At 60.9% G+C, this 16,667-nt stretch carries 15 protein-coding genes; 10 read left to right on the top strand and 5 right to left on the bottom strand.

Annotated elements, in window-relative coordinates; translation table 11 throughout:
* Positions 1 to 158 precede the first annotated feature (158 nt).
* On the bottom strand, positions 159 to 2,213 hold the full coding sequence (locus ACZ89E_RS15310) for a S9 family peptidase (RefSeq protein WP_476255981.1): 2,055 nt from the start codon (positions 2,211 to 2,213) through the stop codon (positions 159 to 161).
* A gap of 220 nt (positions 2,214 to 2,433) precedes the next feature.
* Between ACZ89E_RS15310 and ACZ89E_RS15305 the strand changes: the two genes are divergently transcribed.
* Genes ACZ89E_RS15305 through ACZ89E_RS15295 form a run of 3 tightly spaced genes read left to right on the top strand, consistent with a single transcriptional unit; the run spans position 2,434 to position 4,294 of the window.
* Positions 2,434 to 2,931, top strand: a complete 498-nt coding sequence (locus ACZ89E_RS15305; protein WP_149657145.1) for an MFS transporter — start codon at positions 2,434 to 2,436, stop codon at positions 2,929 to 2,931.
* Between the two features lie 32 nt (positions 2,932 to 2,963).
* Positions 2,964 to 3,740 carry a class II glutamine amidotransferase gene (locus tag ACZ89E_RS15300; RefSeq protein ID WP_149657144.1) on the top strand — a complete coding sequence of 259 codons (777 nt, stop codon included), beginning with the start codon at positions 2,964 to 2,966 and terminating at the stop codon, positions 3,738 to 3,740.
* Positions 3,741 to 3,751: 11 nt separating this feature from the next.
* Positions 3,752 to 4,294 (top strand): DUF2937 family protein, encoded by a 543-nt coding sequence (locus ACZ89E_RS15295; protein ID WP_133839262.1) that lies wholly within the window; start codon positions 3,752 to 3,754, stop codon positions 4,292 to 4,294.
* Between the two features lie 126 nt (positions 4,295 to 4,420).
* Here ACZ89E_RS15295 and ACZ89E_RS15290 read toward each other — a convergent pair whose 3' ends face one another.
* Positions 4,421 to 5,332: a LysR family transcriptional regulator gene (locus tag ACZ89E_RS15290; protein ID WP_476255980.1), complete on the bottom strand. Its 912-nt coding sequence runs from the start codon at positions 5,330 to 5,332 to the stop codon at positions 4,421 to 4,423.
* Positions 5,333 to 5,479: 147 nt separating this feature from the next.
* On the opposite strand from ACZ89E_RS15290, the gene ACZ89E_RS15285 reads away from it, so the two are divergent.
* The 4 genes from ACZ89E_RS15285 to ACZ89E_RS15270 all read left to right on the top strand — a co-directional run bounded on the left by ACZ89E_RS15285 (position 5,480) and on the right by ACZ89E_RS15270 (position 9,218).
* Positions 5,480 to 6,766, top strand: a complete 1,287-nt coding sequence (locus tag ACZ89E_RS15285; RefSeq protein ID WP_463259687.1) for an MFS transporter — start codon at positions 5,480 to 5,482, stop codon at positions 6,764 to 6,766.
* 75 nt (positions 6,767 to 6,841) lie between these two features.
* A complete protein-coding gene (locus tag ACZ89E_RS15280; protein WP_476255979.1) occupies positions 6,842 to 7,594 on the top strand; it encodes a 5-oxoprolinase subunit PxpA in 753 nt (250 codons plus the stop codon).
* On the top strand, positions 7,591 to 8,295 hold the full coding sequence (locus ACZ89E_RS15275; RefSeq protein ID WP_476255978.1) for a 5-oxoprolinase subunit B family protein: 705 nt from the start codon (positions 7,591 to 7,593) through the stop codon (positions 8,293 to 8,295). The genes ACZ89E_RS15280 and ACZ89E_RS15275 overlap by 4 nt, the downstream gene beginning before the upstream one ends.
* Positions 8,292 to 9,218: a 5-oxoprolinase subunit C family protein gene (locus ACZ89E_RS15270; RefSeq protein WP_476255977.1), complete on the top strand. Its 927-nt coding sequence runs from the start codon at positions 8,292 to 8,294 to the stop codon at positions 9,216 to 9,218. Before ACZ89E_RS15275 ends, ACZ89E_RS15270 begins: the two co-directional genes overlap by 4 nt.
* Before the next feature lie 109 nt (positions 9,219 to 9,327).
* Here ACZ89E_RS15270 and ACZ89E_RS15265 read toward each other — a convergent pair whose 3' ends face one another.
* The 3 genes from ACZ89E_RS15265 to ACZ89E_RS15255 form a co-directional block, all read right to left on the bottom strand.
* Positions 9,328 to 10,506, bottom strand: coding sequence for a vWA domain-containing protein (locus ACZ89E_RS15265; RefSeq protein WP_054049045.1), 1,179 nt, complete (start codon positions 10,504 to 10,506; stop codon positions 9,328 to 9,330).
* Between the two features lie 13 nt (positions 10,507 to 10,519).
* On the bottom strand, positions 10,520 to 11,365 hold the full coding sequence (locus tag ACZ89E_RS15260) for an AAA family ATPase (protein ID WP_149657138.1): 846 nt from the start codon (positions 11,363 to 11,365) through the stop codon (positions 10,520 to 10,522).
* 144 nt (positions 11,366 to 11,509) lie between these two features.
* Positions 11,510 to 12,586, bottom strand: a complete 1,077-nt coding sequence (locus ACZ89E_RS15255; protein ID WP_149657137.1) for a DUF748 domain-containing protein — start codon at positions 12,584 to 12,586, stop codon at positions 11,510 to 11,512.
* Between the two features lie 127 nt (positions 12,587 to 12,713).
* Here ACZ89E_RS15255 and cysK point away from each other — a divergent pair, with 127 nt between their 5' ends.
* From cysK to ACZ89E_RS15240, 3 genes are all read left to right on the top strand, one after another.
* Positions 12,714 to 13,688, top strand: coding sequence for a cysteine synthase A (cysK, locus tag ACZ89E_RS15250; protein ID WP_133839252.1), 975 nt, complete (start codon positions 12,714 to 12,716; stop codon positions 13,686 to 13,688).
* Positions 13,689 to 13,997: 309 nt separating this feature from the next.
* Complete coding sequence (locus ACZ89E_RS15245; RefSeq protein ID WP_476255976.1) at positions 13,998 to 14,936, top strand: aspartyl/asparaginyl beta-hydroxylase domain-containing protein; 939 nt, start codon at positions 13,998 to 14,000, stop codon at positions 14,934 to 14,936.
* A gap of 220 nt (positions 14,937 to 15,156) precedes the next feature.
* Positions 15,157 to 16,404 (top strand): TerD family protein, encoded by a 1,248-nt coding sequence (locus ACZ89E_RS15240; RefSeq protein WP_476255975.1) that lies wholly within the window; start codon positions 15,157 to 15,159, stop codon positions 16,402 to 16,404.
* The last annotated feature ends 263 nt before the right edge of the window (positions 16,405 to 16,667 follow it).

Below are 16,667 nucleotides of genomic sequence, written 5' to 3'. Positions count from 1 at the left end.
ATGATGCTCGTATCCCTGTAGGAGCGAGGCTTGCCCGCGAAGGCGTCGTGTCAGCCAACATAGATGTTGAATGTTGCGGCCTCTTCGCGGGCAAGCCTCGCTCCTACAAGGGCGGGTCGGCGTACGAGGTTTAAGACCGGAACGCCGAGCCAAGTTCCTCAGGCAATGCCCAAAACCTGGAAAACAAATGCGTATTCGAGGGCTACGTCACGTAATCCCTGGTAACGCCCGCTCATCCCGCCATGCCCGGCGCCCAGTTCGGTCTTGAGCAGCAGCGGGTTGTCGTCGGTTTTGGTCGCGCGCAATTTCGCCACCCACTTGGCCGCTTCCCAATACTGCACGCGACTGTCGTTGTAGCCAGCGATCACCAGCGTTGCCGGATACGCCTGGGCGGTGACGTTTTCGTACGGGGCGTAGGCCTTGATCCGATCATAGACGTCCGGCTCTTCCGGGTTGCCCCATTCATCGTATTCGGTGACGGTCAGTGGCAGGTCCGGGTCGAGCATGGTGTTGAGCACATCGACGAACGGCACTTCGGCAATCGCCGCCGCGAACAGCTCTGGACGCTGATTAAGCACCGCGCCGATCAGCAAGCCACCGGCGCTGCCGCCGCTGATCGCCAATTGCTGGGAAGTGGTGAAGCCGTTGGCGATCAGATGCTCGGCGCAGGCGATGAAGTCGCTGAAGGTGTTGTGCTTGTGTTCCTGCTTGCCGGCGCGGTACCAGGCTTCGCCCAATTCACCGCCTCCGCGCACATGGGCGATGGCGAAGGCGACGCCGCGATCCAGCAGGCTCAGGCGCGCATGGGAGAACCACGGGTCGAGGCTTTCGCCATAGGCGCCGTAGCCGTACAGATAAAGTGGCGTCGGTTTACCGAGTGCTTCGCGTTTGACCACCAGGCTGATCGGCACTTGCGTCCCGTCCGGCGCGGTCGCCCACAGGCGCTGGCTGACATAGGCATCGGCGTCGAACGGGCCGAGCACCGGGGTTTCCTTCAGCACTTTCTGCTCGCCGGTGGCCAGGTCCAGCTGACGCACCTGCGCCGGACGGTTCAACGCCTCATACCGCAGGCGGATCCGGTCGCTGACGAATTCCAGGCTGTTTTGCACATGCAGGCTGTAGGCCGCGTCCGGCAGTTGCACGCGATAAGGCGCCAGGCCTTGTGGGCGCACCTCGATGATCGGCAAGCCGCCTTCGCGCAGGCTCAGGGTCACGGCTTCGACGTTCAGGCTCAGGCCTTCGATCATCACCGTGTCGCTGTGGGGGATCAGGTTCTGCCACTCGGCCTCGGTCGGCGCCACGCCCGTGTCGGCGGCGGTGTACAGGGCGAAGTTGATGCCGTCGCGATTGCTGCGGATAAACCAGGTCCATTCGCCATCGAGCGCGCCGTGATCGACGTCGTACTCGTGATCCTCGACCCGTGGCGCCAGGCAGGTAAAGGCCAGGTGCGGCTGGAACGCATCGAGCACCCAGACTTCGCTGGTGGTCTTGCTGCCCAGGGACAGCAGCAGTTGCTGTTCGGAGCTGGAGCGGTAGCAATGCAGGAAGAATCGGCCGTCCGGCTCATGGAACACTTCTTCGGCCGCCGTGCCGTCCAGGCGATAACGCATCAGTTTATGCGGGCGATGGGTGTCGTCCAGTTCGCCGAAGAACAGGGTCAGGCTGTCGTTGGCCCAGGTCATGCTGCCGTCGCAGTCCTCGAACGCCAGTTCGCTGACACGGCCGCTGGATAATTCCTTCACGAACAGCGTGTAAATCTCATCGCCCGTGGTGTCGAGGCTGTAGCCCAGGCGCTGGTGGTCCGGGCTGATGCTGAAGGCGCCGAGGGAGAAGAAGCCGCCGTTGGCCAGTTCGTTCGGGTCCAGCAGCAGTTGCTCCTGGCTTTCGTCGATCAGCAGGCTGTCATCGGCCGGGCGCGGGCAGCGGTAGTGGCGAGCGTATTCGTCACCGGCCGTGGTGCGGGTGTAATACAAAAACGGCCCCCACGGCGACGGCAGGGACAGGTCGGTTTCCAGAATCCGGCCCTTGATCTCTTCGAACAGGGTTTCGCGCAATCCGGCCTGATCGGCGGTTTGTGCTTCTTGATAGCTGTTTTCAGCCTTCAGGTAGTCGAGCACCGCGTCGGTGTCGCGCTCCTGGAGCCAGGCATACGGGTCAACCCCATCGGCCTTGCGGGCAATCGGGGCGCGGGTGACGTTGGCGGTTAAGGGCATGAAGGGCTCTCGGACAATGTACGGAATAAGGGTTTCGCAGCGCTGCAGATCCTTGTGGCGAGGGAGCTTGTGTGGCGAGGGAGCAAGCTCCCTCGCCACAGGCAAGCTCCCTCGCCACACAAGCTCGCTCCCACAGGTTCTGTGTCTTGACCGGCTGGCATTGGGACAAGCCGGACGCGCGAAAAGTCGTTACTATAAGCGCCTCTTTGCCTGCCTTGCCATGGACACCATGACCGAGAACGACTATCTGATCGCTTGGGGCCTCTACGCCTTTGCCGCTTTAGGCTGCCTGTTGGTGTGGATGCGCCTGACCCGCTGGATGTGGCGCTACCTGCGCGAGCCGTTGCGGCTGCTGATGGCGGTGTTGCTGTTCAGCCCGACCATCATCGACCCGGTGAAGGAAAAGGTCGCTCCGGCCATCGCCATCACCGCCCTGGACCTGGCGTTCAAAGTGGGCAACAACGCCTGGCGCGCGATTTCCGATCTGTTCATGTACGGCATGATCGCCTTCGGCCTCTACCTGATTCTGGTGCTGATCCGCTGGCCGATCGAACGCGCCGCCGCAACCCGCAAGGAACAGGCCGCTGCTGCCAAAGCCGCGATCAAACCTGACGATTATGAAGACGATCAACCGTTCGGCGTCGCCGGGGATGATCGCTACGGCCGTCCACCAATCCCGAACAACCCTCAGCGTTCGCGCATCGAACCGCGTTTGTAACCTTGCCCCAGCATTGAAGCGAGAGTCCGAGCATGTGTGAGTTATTGGGCATGAGCGCCAATGTCCCGACCGATATCGTGTTCAGCTTCACCGGGCTGATGCAGCGCGGCGGGCGTACCGGGCCGCACCGTGACGGTTGGGGCATCGCCTTCTACGAAGGCCGTGGCCTGCGTCTGTTCCAGGACCCGGCGGCGAGTTGCGAGTCCGAGGTCGCGAACCTGGTGCAGCGCTACCCGATCAAGAGCGAAGTGGTGATCGGGCATATCCGCCAGGCCAACGTCGGCAAGGTCTGCCTGTCCAACACCCACCCATTCGTGCGCGAGTTGTGGGGGCGCAACTGGTGTTTCGCCCACAACGGCCAGCTTGCGGACTTTGAACCGATCAAGAGTTTCTACCGCCCGGTCGGCGATACCGACAGCGAAGCAGCGTTCTGTGACTTGCTCAACCGCGTGCGCGCAGCGTTCCCGGAACCGGTGGAAATCGAAGCACTGCTGCCGGACCTGGTAGCGGCTTGCGCCGAATACCGCAGCAAAGGCGTGTTCAACTGCCTGCTCAGCGACGGCGACTGGCTGTTCTGCTATTGCTCGACCAAACTGGCACAAATCACCCGCCGCGCCCCGTTCGGCCCGGCACGCCTGAAGGACGTCGATGTGATCGTCGACTTCCAGGCCGAAACCACGCCCAACGACGTGGTCACGGTGATCGCCACCGAACCCTTGACCGAAAACGAAACCTGGACCCGCTACGAACCGGGCCAATGGAGCCTCTGGCGACGCGGTGAATGCGTCAGCCAGGGCAAGACCGAATAAGGACTTACCCCATGTTGCTCAGTTATCTACGGCTGGTGTTGTTTGCGGCGGGCCTGTTGATCGGTGTCCAGGTGCCGGGGTTTATCAGCGACTACGCCAAGCGGATCGAAGCGCACCTGATTGAGGCGCAGACCGGGTTGAGCGGTTTCCAGGGCACGGCCAATGAGTTCTTCAAGGGCGACATGCAGGCGTTGGTCGCGCATTACCGGGCGAGCGAAGACCCGATCTTTCGCAGCGATGCCGACAGCCTGAGCAACCTGCTCACCCGTCAGGTCGCCCTCGATAAACAGCACATGGCGATGCAAGGCCCGTGGTACATCCGCTTCCTGCAAGTGGCACTGGCGGCTGATCCGGACATTCGCAAGGAAACCTGGAACGGCTACAGCTACCAGATCCTGCTGACCCCGGAAGCGATGATCTGGGGCATGAGCGGCGCATTGCTGCTGTCGTTCGGCATTGAATGCCTGTTCCGGTTGATCGACTGGGTGGTACTGGGCGGCAAACGCCTGCGCCAGAGCCGTCCGATTGAAGATCGGGATGTGCGCGGCCTCTAAAACCAAAGATCACTGCCCCCTGTAGGAGCGAGGCTTGCCCGCGAAGGCATCGTGTCAGTCGACATCGACGTTGTTTGACACGACGCCTTCGTGGGCAAGCCTCGCTCCTACGAGGGCGGCGGTGTGTCAGGCCAGCACGATGTAGCTTTCACCCACCTTGCGCGCATACCCCTCCAGCACCTGCTGACTCAACGCCACAATCTCCTCGACCCATTCCACCCCGATCCGCCACGACACCACCACTTGCAAGTTCGGTGGCCGTTGATCAATGGCCAGCAAGGTCAATTCCCCCCGGGCCAGCTCCTCGGCCACCAGCACCGGTGGCAGTGCGCCGATACCAAAGCCATCGCGCAGCAACCGGGTAATCGCCGACACCGAGTTTACGCAGTTCAACCGTGGCGCCATCACGCCATTGGCCTGCATCAACGCCAGGATGTCCTGGTGCGGATGGGAGTTTTTCGAGTAGGTAATGATCCGCTCGCGGGCCAGGTCCGCCACCCCTGAATACTCACGGTTGTAGATGGAGTTGCTGGCCACGATCCAGCCCATCGGGTGGCTGGCCAGTTCCAGGCTGCGCACGCTTTCCTGGCGCAGCAGGTCGGTTTGCAGGATCAGGTCGAGAAAGCCTTTTTGCAGCTGATCGCAGAGGTTCAGCGAGGTATCGGCCACCAGCTCGATTTCCACCAGTGGATAGTGATCCATCATCTGCGCCACCAACGGGCTGAGCCAAGTGTGAATCACCGTGTCCATCACCCCGATGCGCACCCGCCCGACCTTGCTCGAACGGGTCTCGATCGACTGCTTGAGCGCCTGCATGGTGTCCATCATCTGCTCGGCGTATTCGAGCACTTTCAAGCCTTCCGGGGTCAGGCTCACGCCCCGGGAATCGCGCAGGAACAGCTTTACCCCCAGCTCGCTTTCGAGCACGGCGATGCGGCTGGAAATCGACGCCTGGGTGGTGAAGAGCTTGTCCGCGGTCAGGCGAAAACTCTTCAGCCGCGCGACCCAAACGAAGGTTTCGAGGAACTTCAAATTCATAAGATCAACTTTTTCTTATGCCTAGGCCGGGTTTTTATTAGTTGGACGCAGCAGGGCCGGGCGCCCAAAAATCGGGCCATCCGGTTCCCACGATAGGCGTCGTCGGGGCTTCGAACAATACCAATAAAATTTGCACGGAGATTCGCCATGAGTGCGCCCGACACCACCGCCATCCCCAAGGCCACGGCTCGCCCCGGACCTTTCGACTGGTATCGCAACATCAACAAACAGGAACGCCGCACGTTCTGGAGCTGCAAGATCGGCTATGGCCTGGACGGCATGGACACCCAGATGCTCAGCTTCGTGGTGCCGACCCTGATTGCCATGTGGGGCATTACCACCGGTGAAGCGGGGCTGATTCACACCAGCACCCTGATCGCCTCGGCCATCGGCGGCTGGGTCGCGGGGATTCTCTCCGACCGCATCGGCCGGGTGCGCACCTTGCAACTCACCGTGCTGTGGTTCGCGTTCTTCACCTTCCTCTGCGGCTTCGCCCAGAATTACGAACAGCTGCTGATCAGCCGCACCTTGATGGGCTTCGGTTTCGGTGGTGAGTGGACGGCTGGCGCGGTGTTGATGGGCGAAGTGATTCGCGCCAAGGACCGCGGCAAAGCGGTGGGTATGGTGCAATCCGGTTGGGCGCTGGGCTGGGGGCTGACCGCGATTCTGTATGCGCTGCTGTTCTCGGTACTGCCGCCGGAAGACGCCTGGCGCGCCTTGTTCATTCTCGGCATCGTCCCGGCGATTTTCGTGATTTTCGTCCGCCGCCTGGTCAAGGACCCGGAAATCTATCGCGAAGCCAAAGCCAAACAAACCCCGGACAACCCGGCCAAGTTCTACGAGATCTTCGCCCCTGGCATCCTCTTCACCACGATTCGCGCTTCGGTGCTGACCACCGGCGCACTGGGTGGTTACTACGCGATCACCTCCTGGCTGCCGACCTTTCTGAAGAACGAACGGGGCTTGAGCGTACTCGGCACAGGCGGTTATCTGGCGATGGTGATCGTCGGTTCCTACGTCGGTTACGTCATCAGCGCGTACTTGACCGACATCCTCGGGCGCAAGAAGAACTTCATCCTGTTCGCCGTCGGCTCGTTCACCATCGTCTTGCTCTACACCCAATTGCCGGTCAGTAACGGCGTGATGCTGTGGCTGGGCTTCCCGTTGGGCTTCTTTGCCTCGGGGATTTTCAGCGGCATGGGCGCGTTTTTGACCGAGTTGTTTCCGACGCGGATTCGCGGCTCGGGCCAGGGTTTTTGCTACAACATCGGGCGGGCGCTGGCCGCGTTGTTTCCACTGTTTATCGGTTTGCTCAGCCAGAAAGTGCCGCTGAGCGTCGGCATCGGAGCGTTTGCGGCGGTGTCCTACGGCGTGGTGATCCTGGCGGCGTTGAGCCTGCCGGAAACCCGTGGCAAGCAACTTGAAGCCGAGTAACTGATAATCTGCCGGGCATGTTTTACAAGCATGTCCCGGCAGTTAAAAAAGAATATGCCTACAGGAGTGTTCACCGTGAGCCGCCTGCTATTGAACTGCGACATCGGCGAAAGCTTCGGCAACTGGACCATGGGTCTGGACGCCGAGGTCATGCCCTTCATTGATTGCGCCAACATCGCCTGCGGCTTCCATGCCGGCGACCCGAGCATCATGCGCAAGACCGTCAGCCTGGCCCTGAGCCATGGCGTACAGATCGGCGCGCACCCGGCGTATCAAGACCTGGTCGGCTTCGGCCGGCGTTCCATGGCCTACACCGCCCAGGAACTGCAAGACATTCTGCATTACCAGATCGGCGCCCTCGACGGCATCTGCCGGGCCCAGGGCGGCAAGGTCAGCTACGTCAAACCCCACGGCGCGATGTACAACGACATGATGGCCAACCCGGCGCAATTGCGCGCGGTGATCCAGGCTGTGGCCGCCTATGACCGCACCTTGCCGCTGATGCTGATGGCCACCCGCGACAACAGCGCCGCGCAGCAATTGGGCGATGAGTACGGCGTGACCCTGTGGTTCGAAGCCTTCGCCGACCGCGCCTACGACAGCGCCGGGATGCTGGTCTCGCGGCAACTGCCGGGCGCGGTGCATCACGATTCGGAGAAGATCATCGAACAAGCGCTGATCATCGCCCGTGGCGATCACCTCACGGCCAATGACGGCAGCGCTTTGCATTTGCGGGCCAACACGTTGTGCGTGCACGGCGACAACGCCAGTTCGGTGGCGGCCGTGCGCCGTATCCGCGAGGCCTTGAACCAGCAGAGCGCGTCATGAAGCCACGGGTGGAAGTGGTCGCGCTGGATTGCCTGATGGTGCGCCTGTTCGATGAAATCGCCGAAGCGAACATGCCATGGATGCTCGCGGCCAGCGAAAGTCTGCGCGCTGCGTTCGGCGGGCATTTGATCGATCTGGTGCCGTCTTATACGACGTTGATGGTGCATTACGACCTGACCGCACTGAGCCCGGCCCAGGCGCGGGAGTTGATCGCTGAGGCGTTGATCGATCTGTCGCCCAATGCCAGTGCCGGTGGCAAATGCCATGTGCTGCCGGTCTGGTATGACTTGAGCGTAGGTCCCGAATTGAGACTGTTGTCTCAACGCAGCGGCTTGGCGATGGACGAGGTGATCCGCTGCCACAGCGAGCGTGAGTACCAAGTGTTCGCACTGGGCTTCGCCCCGGGGTTTGCCTTCATGGGGCTGGTAGAGGAAATCCTCGCCGCACCGCGCCTGAACACGCCGCGCAAGAAAGTCGCGGCGGGCAGCGTCGGCATTGCCGAGCGACAAACCGCGGCTTACCCGGTGGTGTCCCCTGGCGGCTGGAACCTGATCGGCCGCACCCCGGCCAAACTGTTCGACCGCGAGCGGGACGGCTACAGCCTGATGCAGCCCGGCGACACGGTGCGCTTCGAAGCCGTCAGCCATGCCGAGTTCATCAACCTGGGCGGCGACGACACGCCACTGGAGGCCCAGGCATGAGCCGTCTAAAAATTGAAGCGAGTACGCCGCTGTGCCTGTTGCAGGATGCCGGCCGATTCGGCGTGCGGCACCTGGGCGTAACCCAGGGTGGCGGGCTGGATTGGCGGTCGATGTCGTGGGCCAATTGGCTGCTCGGCAATGGGCTGGACGCGCCGGTGATCGAAATCACCCTCGGCGGTTTTACCGTGGTGGCCGAAGAGGATTGCGTGCTGGCGTTGGCCGGCGCGGATCTGGGCGCGCAAGTGGATGGCGAGGCGTTGGCGCCGTGGCGCAGTTTCAGGCTGCATAAAGGTCAGCGGCTGCAATTCACCCAACCGCTGCTTGGCGCTCGGGCCTATCTCGCCGCGCCGGGCGGGTTTGATGCGCCGAAGGTGTTGGGCAGCAGTTCGACGGTGGTTCGCGAAGAACTTGGTGGACTTGATGGCATGGGCCGGCCGTTGGCCAAGGACGCGCCGTTGAGCTATTCGGGCAGCGGATTAATCCTGTTGCGCGAATTGCCGCAGGAGCATGTCCCGGATTTCAAACTCAATTCACCGCTGGACCTGGTGCTCGGCGCGCAGATTGGTGCGTTCAGCGGGCAAAGTCTGTTCGACGCGTTCAACAGTGTCTGGGAATTGGACAGTCGTGCCGACCGCATGGGCATTCGCCTGCTGGGCACGCCGCTGGAATACCAGGGCAAACCGATGATCTCCGAAGGCATCCCGCTGGGCGCGGTGCAGGTGCCGCCGGATGGACAGCCGATTGTGTTGCTCAATGATCGGCAGACCATTGGCGGTTATCCGCGTTTGGGGGCGTTGACGCCGTTGGCCTTGGCGCGGCTGGCGCAGTGTCTGCCGGGGGCGAAGGTCAGGTTGCGACCAGTGGTGCAGGACGTGGCGCATCGGGAGCAGGTCGCCTATTTGCAGCGGTTTGCTTCACACTGATCGTTCCCACGCTCTGCGTGGGAATGCATCCAGTGACGCTCCGCGTCACAGGGGACGCAGAGCGTCCCGGGCGGCATTCCCACGCGGGAGCGTGGGAACGATCAGTACGCTACTTGGAAAGAAACCGCATCCCTTCTTCCAACCCCCGCAGCGTCAGCGGGTACATCCGGTCTTCAATCAAATCCCGAACAATGTTGGTCGACGAGGTATAGCCCCAGGTGTCTTTCGGATACGGGTTAATCCAGATCAGCTTCTTGTACTTCTCCATGAAGCGTTGCATCCACAAATAGCCCGGCTCTTCGTTCCAGTGCTCGACGCTGCCGCCAGCCTGGGTGATTTCGTAGGGCGCCATGGCGGCGTCGCCGATGAAGATCACCTTGTAGTCGGCGCCGTATTTGTGCAGCAAATCCTGGGTCGAAAAGCGCTCGGAGGTGCGGCGCATATTGTTCTTCCACACCGATTCATAGACGAAGTTGTGGAAGTAGAAATACTCCAAGTGCTTGAACTCGGTCTTGCAGGCCGAGAACAGCTCTTCGCAAATCTTCACGTGGGCGTCCATCGAGCCGCCGATGTCGAACAGCAGCAACAGCTTGACGGTGTTGCGCCGCTCCGGCCGCATCTGGATGTTCAGCAGGCCAGCATCCCGGGCGGTATGGTCGATAGTGCCATCGATGTCCAGCTCTTCCGCCGCACCCTGACGCGCAAATTTGCGCAACCGGCGCAGGGCGACCTTGATGTTGCGCGTGCCCAGTTCCACCGAGTCGTCGAGGTTCTTGTACTCGCGCTGGTCCCAGACTTTCACCGCTTTGCCCTGACGCTTGCCGGCATCGCCGACCCGGATGCCTTCCGGGTTGAAGCCGCCGGAACCGAACGGGCTGGTGCCGCCGGTGCCGATCCACTTGTTGCCGCCGGCGTGGCGTTCTTTCTGTTCTTCCAGGCGTTTCTTGAACTCTTCGATCAGCTTGTCCAGACCGCCGAGGGACTGGATTTGCGCGCGCTCTTCATCGCTCAGGGAGCGTTCGAACTCCTTGCGCAGCCAGTCTTCGGGGATCAACGCCTGAAGGTGATCGTCGAGTTTTTCCAGGCCATTGAAGTAGGCACCGAAGGCGCGGTCGAACTTGTCGAAATGCTTTTCGTCCTTCACCAGGATCGCCCGGGCCAAGTAATAAAACTCGTCCATGTCGGCGAAGACCACGCGCTGTTTCAGCGCGTTGATCAGGTCCAGCAACTCGCGCACCGAGACCGGCACCTTGGCGGCACGCATTTCATTAAACAGGTTGAGCAGCATGGCGGTCAGCCTCTTAGCGGGTGCCGCGACGGCTCATGAACGCCAGGCGCTCAAGCAATTGCACGTCCTGTTCGTTCTTCACCAGCGCACCGGCCAGCGGCGGGATGGCCTTGGTCGGATCACGCTCGCGCAGCACCGCTTCGCCGATGTTGTCGGCCATCAGCAGTTTCAGCCAGTCCACCAGTTCCGAGGTCGAAGGCTTCTTCTTCAGGCCCGGCACTTTGCGCACGTCGAAGAACACGTCCAGCGCTTCGCTGACCAGGTCTTTCTTGATGTTCGGGTAATGCACGTCGACGATGCGCTGCATCGTGGTGCGGTCCGGGAACGCGATGTAGTGGAAGAAGCAGCGGCGCAGGAACGCGTCTGGCAGCTCTTTCTCGTTGTTGGAAGTGATGATGATGATTGGGCGAACCTTGGCCTTGATGGTCTCGTCGATCTCGTAAACGTAGAACTCCATCTTGTCGAGTTCTTGCAGCAAGTCGTTCGGGAACTCGATGTCAGCCTTGTCGATCTCGTCAATCAGCAGGATCACCCGCTCCTCGGACTCGAAGGCTTCCCACAACTTGCCCTTCTTCAGGTAATTGCGCACGTCGTGGACCTTCTCGGTGCCCAGTTGCGAATCGCGCAAGCGGCTGACCGCGTCGTACTCATACAGGCCCTGATGCGCCTTGGTCGTGGACTTGATGTGCCAGGTGATCAACCGGGCGCCAAAGGACTCGGCCAATTGCTCGGCGAGCATGGTCTTGCCCGTGCCCGGCTCGCCCTTGACCAGCAGCGGACGCTCCAGGGTGATGGCGGCGTTGACCGCCAGCTTCAGGTCATCGGTGGCGACGTAGGCCTGGGTGCCTTCGAACTTCATCTGCTAATCCTCGAACGGTAACGCCGGCCTGAACGGGGCAGGGCGGGACGCGACATTTATGATGCCCCGACTATAACGCGCTGCCCGGTCGACTGTGAACGCAGACGGGTTATTCAGTCTCTGAATGGGGCGTCACTTGGTGACTTAACCCTTATCCGGCTTCGGCTGTTCATACCGCGCATTGAACGCCTGGACGAAACCATTACGCAAAATCTGCAAAAACGCCTGGAACGCGCTGATATCTTGCTGGTGCACGTTGCCGCTGAGTTCAACTTTGGTGGCGAACTGGTTCTTGCGCTGGTTCTTCAGCACGGTTTCGGTGCTGCCGACGATGGCTTCCCACACGGAGCGCAAGATCCCTTTGTTCTTGTTCTCGACGTCCTGCTGCCAGTTGAACACTTCAACGTCTCGCAGCAACGGTTTGATGTAACCCTTTAGCTGGCCCTTGTTGGCTTCGGCTTCGATCACCACGTCGCCGTGGCCGGCATTGAAATCGAATTTGCCGTAAGCCGAGGCGAAGTCGTTCATGCGTTTGAGTTCGATGTCCTTGGCCCGCAGGCGGAATTCGAAGTCTTCGAAGTTGCTCAGGGGATCGAAGGTGGCGGTGGTTTCCAGCGGGGCGTGGCCCAGCAGCAGGGCCTTGCCTTCGAAACGGGCGTCGCGCTTGCCTTGGGTGTCGACCACGTTGGTCAGGTTATAGAGGCTGGCGTTAACCTGGGTGGCGTTCATGTTCACCGGCGGCGTGGAGTTGAAGTTCCTGAAGCTGATTTTGCCGTCGTTGATCCGCACTTCGTTCAGGGTAAACGGCAGCAGTTTGCTCAATTGAGCGCGCCAGTCAGTGCCGCGACCGGTCTGGGAGTTCTGTTTGTTGGCCCCGCCATCGACGAAGTTCACTTCGGGGTTGATGAACTGCACCTCGGCCACCACGGCATGGTCGTACCACAGGGAGTGCCAACTCACCGAGAGGTCGATCAGCGGCGCGTTGACGAAAGGCACCGGCACCTTGCCGTCGACCTTGACGATCTTCAGCCCGTTGATCTTGTAGGCGCCGCGCCACAGGGCCAGGTCCACATCGACCACCTGGCCACGGTAGTCGCCCATGTCCGCGAGTTTGTCGTTGAGGTAATTGCGCACCATATAGGGCAAGGCGATGTCCAGGGCGACCAACAGGATAACGAGGCCGGCGAGGGTCCAAAGGGGCCAACTGTATCGACGTTTCATGATGGCAATTCCTTGGCAATGTAAAGCCATTGACTGCTGGCGCCGGCGGACGTTCGACCTGACTGGACGACCCTCGGCAACAGGCATACCTTGAACAGCTAATTCAACGCTGCATAAGGACCCAGCCATGAGCCGTATTTTCGCTGACAACGCCCATTCCATCGGTAATACACCGCTGGTGCAGATCAATCGCATCGCGCCTCGGGGCGTGACCATCCTGGCCAAAATCGAGGGACGCAACCCCGGTTACTCGGTCAAGTGCCGGATCGGCGCGAACATGATCTGGGACGCCGAAAGCACCGGCAAACTCAAGCCTGGCATGACCATCGTGGAGCCGACGTCGGGCAATACCGGCATCGGCCTGGCGTTTGTGGCTGCCGCCCGTGGTTACAAGCTGATGCTGACCATGCCGGCGTCCATGAGTATCGAGCGGCGCAAGGTGCTCAAGGCGTTGGGGGCTGAGCTGGTGCTGACCGAGCCCGCCAAGGGCATGAAAGGCGCGATTGAAAAGGCTGCGGAAATTCTCGCCAGCGACCCGGCCAAGTACTTCATGCCGGCACAGTTCGAAAACCCGGCCAACCCGGCGATCCACGAAAAAACCACCGGCCCGGAAATCTGGAACGACACCGACGGTGCGGTCGATGTACTGGTGGCAGGCGTCGGAACGGGCGGAACCATTACCGGTGTTTCGCGGTATATCAAGAATACCCAAGGCAAACCGATTCTCTCGGTGGCCGTGGAACCGGTGTCGTCGCCGGTGATTACCCAGAAACTGGCCGGTGAAGAGATCAAGCCGAGCCCGCACAAGATCCAGGGCATTGGCGCCGGTTTTGTGCCGAAGAACCTCGATTTGTCGATGGTTGACCGGGTCGAACTGGTAACCGACGACGAATCCAAGGCCATGGCCCTGCGCCTGATGCAGGAAGAGGGGATTTTGTGCGGGATCTCTTGCGGTGCGGCGATGGCGGTGGCAGTGCGCCTGGCCGAAACCCCGGAAATGCAGGGCAAGACGATTGTGGTGATCCTGCCGGACTCGGGCGAGCGTTACCTGTCGAGCATGTTGTTCAGTGATCTGTTTACCGAGGCGGAGACCCAGCAATAATCTGTGTACCGGTTGTGGCGAGGGAGCTTGCTCCCGCTGGGCTGCGCAGCGGCCCCAAAATGTTGTGAGCGCTGCGCACTCAAGCGGGAGCAAGCGCCCTCGCCACAAAATGCACCCTGACTCCCAATGGTTGACTCCGGTCAGCCTTCGTTCAGGAACCTTATGTTAATAAGTGCTTTGTTGCGCAATCCTCAACACTGTTTGTTCAGATAGGTGGGTTTTTCCCCAGTCCGGTAGTGGGTATCATGGCCGGCTGCCACGTCGGGTAAATGGCGCGGTGCACAGTTGTTTATTCTCAAGGAGTCGTTGATGACCTTTTCCCTGGCCGCGAAAGCGTCGGTGTTGCTGTTATTCCTCGGCAGTACGCTCTATGTGCATTTGCGCGGCAAGGCACGGTTGCCGGTCCTGCGTCAGTTCGTCAACCATTCGGCGCTGTTCGCACCTTATAACGCCCTGATGTACCTGTTTTCTGGTGTTCCGTCCAAACCCTACCTGGATCGCAGCAAGTTCCCGGAACTGGACGTGCTGCGGGACAACTGGGAAATCATCCGCGACGAAGCCATGCACCTGTTCGACGAGGGCTATATCCGCGCCGCCGAAAAGAACAACGACGCCGGTTTTGGCTCGTTCTTCAAGAAGGGCTGGAAGCGTTTTTACCTCAAGTGGTACGACAAGCCTTTGCCCTCGGCCGCAGCCCTGTGCCCGAAAACCGTGGCACTGGTCAGCAGTATCCCGAATGTCAAAGGCGCGATGTTTGCCCTGTTGCCGGGCGGCAGCCATTTGAACCCGCATCGCGACCCGTTCGCCGGGTCCCTGCGTTATCACCTGGGGCTGTCGACCCCGAACTCCGACGATTGCCGCATCTTTGTCGACGGTCAGGTCTACGCCTGGCGCGATGGCGAGGACGTGATGTTCGACGAAACTTATGTGCACTGGGTCAAGAACGAAACCGAGAAGACCCGGGTCATCCTGTTCTGCGACATCGAGCGACCGCTGAGCAACCGTGTCATGACCCGTATTAACCGCTGGGTCAGTGGCCTGCTGGGCCGCGCCACCGCACCGCAGAACCTTGATGATGAACGCGTCGGCGGGATCAACCAGGTTTACGCCTGGAGCAAGAATTTCACTGACAAGTTCAGCGGCGTAGTCAAGCAGTGGAAACGCCGTCATCCCAAGGCCTACCGCGTATTGCGCCCGGTGCTGGCAGTGGTGGTGCTGACGTTGTTGGGGTATTGGTTGTTTGGTTGAATCGGCCACTGAACAAAAAACCGCTCTGTATGAGCGGTTTTTTTATGCGTGACAGAAAGCGCACAAAGCGCGACAAACCGACACAAGCCGTTAAACTCCCTCCCGGCGGTACGGCCCTGAACCACAGGCTTTTCCCTTGGCTGGCTCGCGCACTCCCTCAATGAAGGCGCAGCACACCTGCAGTGTGCTGCCATACACCCCATGGAATAGGCGACTCCCCTTGACTCAATCCCTCAAGCCCGGCGAAAACACCACCCTCAGCCTGCCCAAAGGGCATGTCGTGGTCACCCATGCGGCTGGTGACCAGTTGGACGTCAACCTCACCGCCTTCCTGGTCACCGAAACCGGCAAGGTGACGAACGACAGCGACATGGTGTTCTTCAACGCCCCAGAACACGCGTCCGGCGCCGCGATGTTCATCGCCCCGGTCACGCAAAGCGGCACCGTCAGCCACCGTATCGGCTTTGATCTGTCGCGCCTGCCGGCCACCATCACCAAGATCGCCATCACCCTGACCCAAGATGGCAGCGCCGGCGGTTTTGCGGCGGTCAAGGACCTGCGCGCCCAAGTGGTGGTCGGCGACCAGGTGCTGGAACTCGCGCCGGGTGCGTTCTCCCAGGAGACCGGCATTGTCGTGCTCGAGTTGTACGTTCGAAACGGCCAGATGAAGGCGCGCTCGGTCTGGCAGGGGTTCGCTTCGGGCCTGGCCGGGCTCTGCGGTCTCTACGGGATTGAAGTGGACGACGCGCCTGCCCCGGCAGCGGCCCCGACTCCCGCCGCCAAACCAGTCAATATCGTCAAATCGGTCATCACCCTGGACAAGCCAGGCACCAGCCACAAAGTGTCCCTGGAAAAAGGCCCGAGCGCACCGAAGGTCATCCGGGTCAGTGCGACCTGGGTGGACAACGGCGATGGCGAGGACAACGACGACCTCGACCTGCGCATCGGCATCCTGCGCCCGGACGGCCGGATGTCCATCATCCAGGCGCCCGACAAGAGCGGTGCCTTTGACGTCGACCCTTTTGTGTTCCACACCGGCGACGTGGTCAGCGCCAGTGCGTCGGCACCGGGCATCGAAACGGTCGAAATCAACCCGGCGATCTCCCTGCGCATGGGTGGCAAGGTCGCGCTGGTCTGCAGCGTCTACTCCGCGGTGGACAACGGCGCCGTCTCGGTGGCGTCGCTGAAACCGAAAATGCGCATGGAATACGGCGACCAGATCGTCGAATGCGCCTTTGAGTTCAAGGACGGTTTTTTCAGCAGCGCGATTTACACCTACGTCATTGGCCTGATCGAAATCGACCTGGATCACATTGAACTGAGCCCGTCCGGCAAGACCTCCAAGAGCACCAGCGAAGCGACCCCGTGGCTGTCGCGCAAGGGTGACAAACTGGAAATCACCATGGATGGCCCCGCCGTGTTCAAAGGTCATCCGCCGGAAAACAGCGGCAACAAACGTTACGTCTGAGTCCCTGTGACGGGCGCGTGACACTCATCGAGTCGCCACGCGCTAACGTGACGCAACGCAGGCTTGCCGAGCCTTTTCGGCAAGTCGTTGCAATCTGTGTCTGGCGCTGGTTATAGTCGGCGCTCGGTGGTCTTGCGACGCACCGTTCTTCCCCTCAAAAAAGATCCGCCCATGCCTGCATCCCACATCAACGCGGTAGTCGATTCAGCGGTCAACGCTGGCGTCGTGCCGTGCGGGATCCAGCAGCCTGTGCAGATCAGTCA

This window comes from Pseudomonas sp. TE3899 (genome assembly GCF_056279105.1).
This window is presented reverse-complemented; position numbering and strand designations above follow the sequence as displayed.

What these genes read in the sequence shown, in the direction of transcription:
- ACZ89E_RS15265 (WP_054049045.1), bottom strand. Translation starts at nt 10,506, where the DNA reads ATGCTGCTCAACCTGTTTAATGAAATGCGTGCCGCCAAGGTGCCGGTC.
- ACZ89E_RS15260 (WP_149657138.1), bottom strand. Translation starts at nt 11,365, where the DNA reads ATGAAGTTCGAAGGCACCCAGGCCTACGTCGCCACCGATGACCTGAAG.
- ACZ89E_RS15255 (WP_149657137.1), bottom strand. Translation starts at nt 12,586, where the DNA reads ATGAAACGTCGATACAGTTGGCCCCTTTGGACCCTCGCCGGCCTCGTT.
- ACZ89E_RS15295 (WP_133839262.1), top strand. Translation starts at nt 3,752, where the DNA reads ATGTTGCTCAGTTATCTACGGCTGGTGTTGTTTGCGGCGGGCCTGTTG.
- ACZ89E_RS15290 (WP_476255980.1), bottom strand. Translation starts at nt 5,332, where the DNA reads ATGAATTTGAAGTTCCTCGAAACCTTCGTTTGGGTCGCGCGGCTGAAG.
- ACZ89E_RS15285 (WP_463259687.1), top strand. Translation starts at nt 5,480, where the DNA reads ATGAGTGCGCCCGACACCACCGCCATCCCCAAGGCCACGGCTCGCCCC.
- ACZ89E_RS15305 (WP_149657145.1), top strand. Translation starts at nt 2,434, where the DNA reads ATGGACACCATGACCGAGAACGACTATCTGATCGCTTGGGGCCTCTAC.
- ACZ89E_RS15245 (WP_476255976.1), top strand. Translation starts at nt 13,998, where the DNA reads ATGACCTTTTCCCTGGCCGCGAAAGCGTCGGTGTTGCTGTTATTCCTC.
- ACZ89E_RS15310 (WP_476255981.1), bottom strand. Translation starts at nt 2,213, where the DNA reads ATGCCCTTAACCGCCAACGTCACCCGCGCCCCGATTGCCCGCAAGGCC.
- ACZ89E_RS15270 (WP_476255977.1), top strand. Translation starts at nt 8,292, where the DNA reads ATGAGCCGTCTAAAAATTGAAGCGAGTACGCCGCTGTGCCTGTTGCAG.
- cysK (WP_133839252.1), top strand. Translation starts at nt 12,714, where the DNA reads ATGAGCCGTATTTTCGCTGACAACGCCCATTCCATCGGTAATACACCG.
- ACZ89E_RS15300 (WP_149657144.1), top strand. Translation starts at nt 2,964, where the DNA reads ATGTGTGAGTTATTGGGCATGAGCGCCAATGTCCCGACCGATATCGTG.
- ACZ89E_RS15275 (WP_476255978.1), top strand. Translation starts at nt 7,591, where the DNA reads ATGAAGCCACGGGTGGAAGTGGTCGCGCTGGATTGCCTGATGGTGCGC.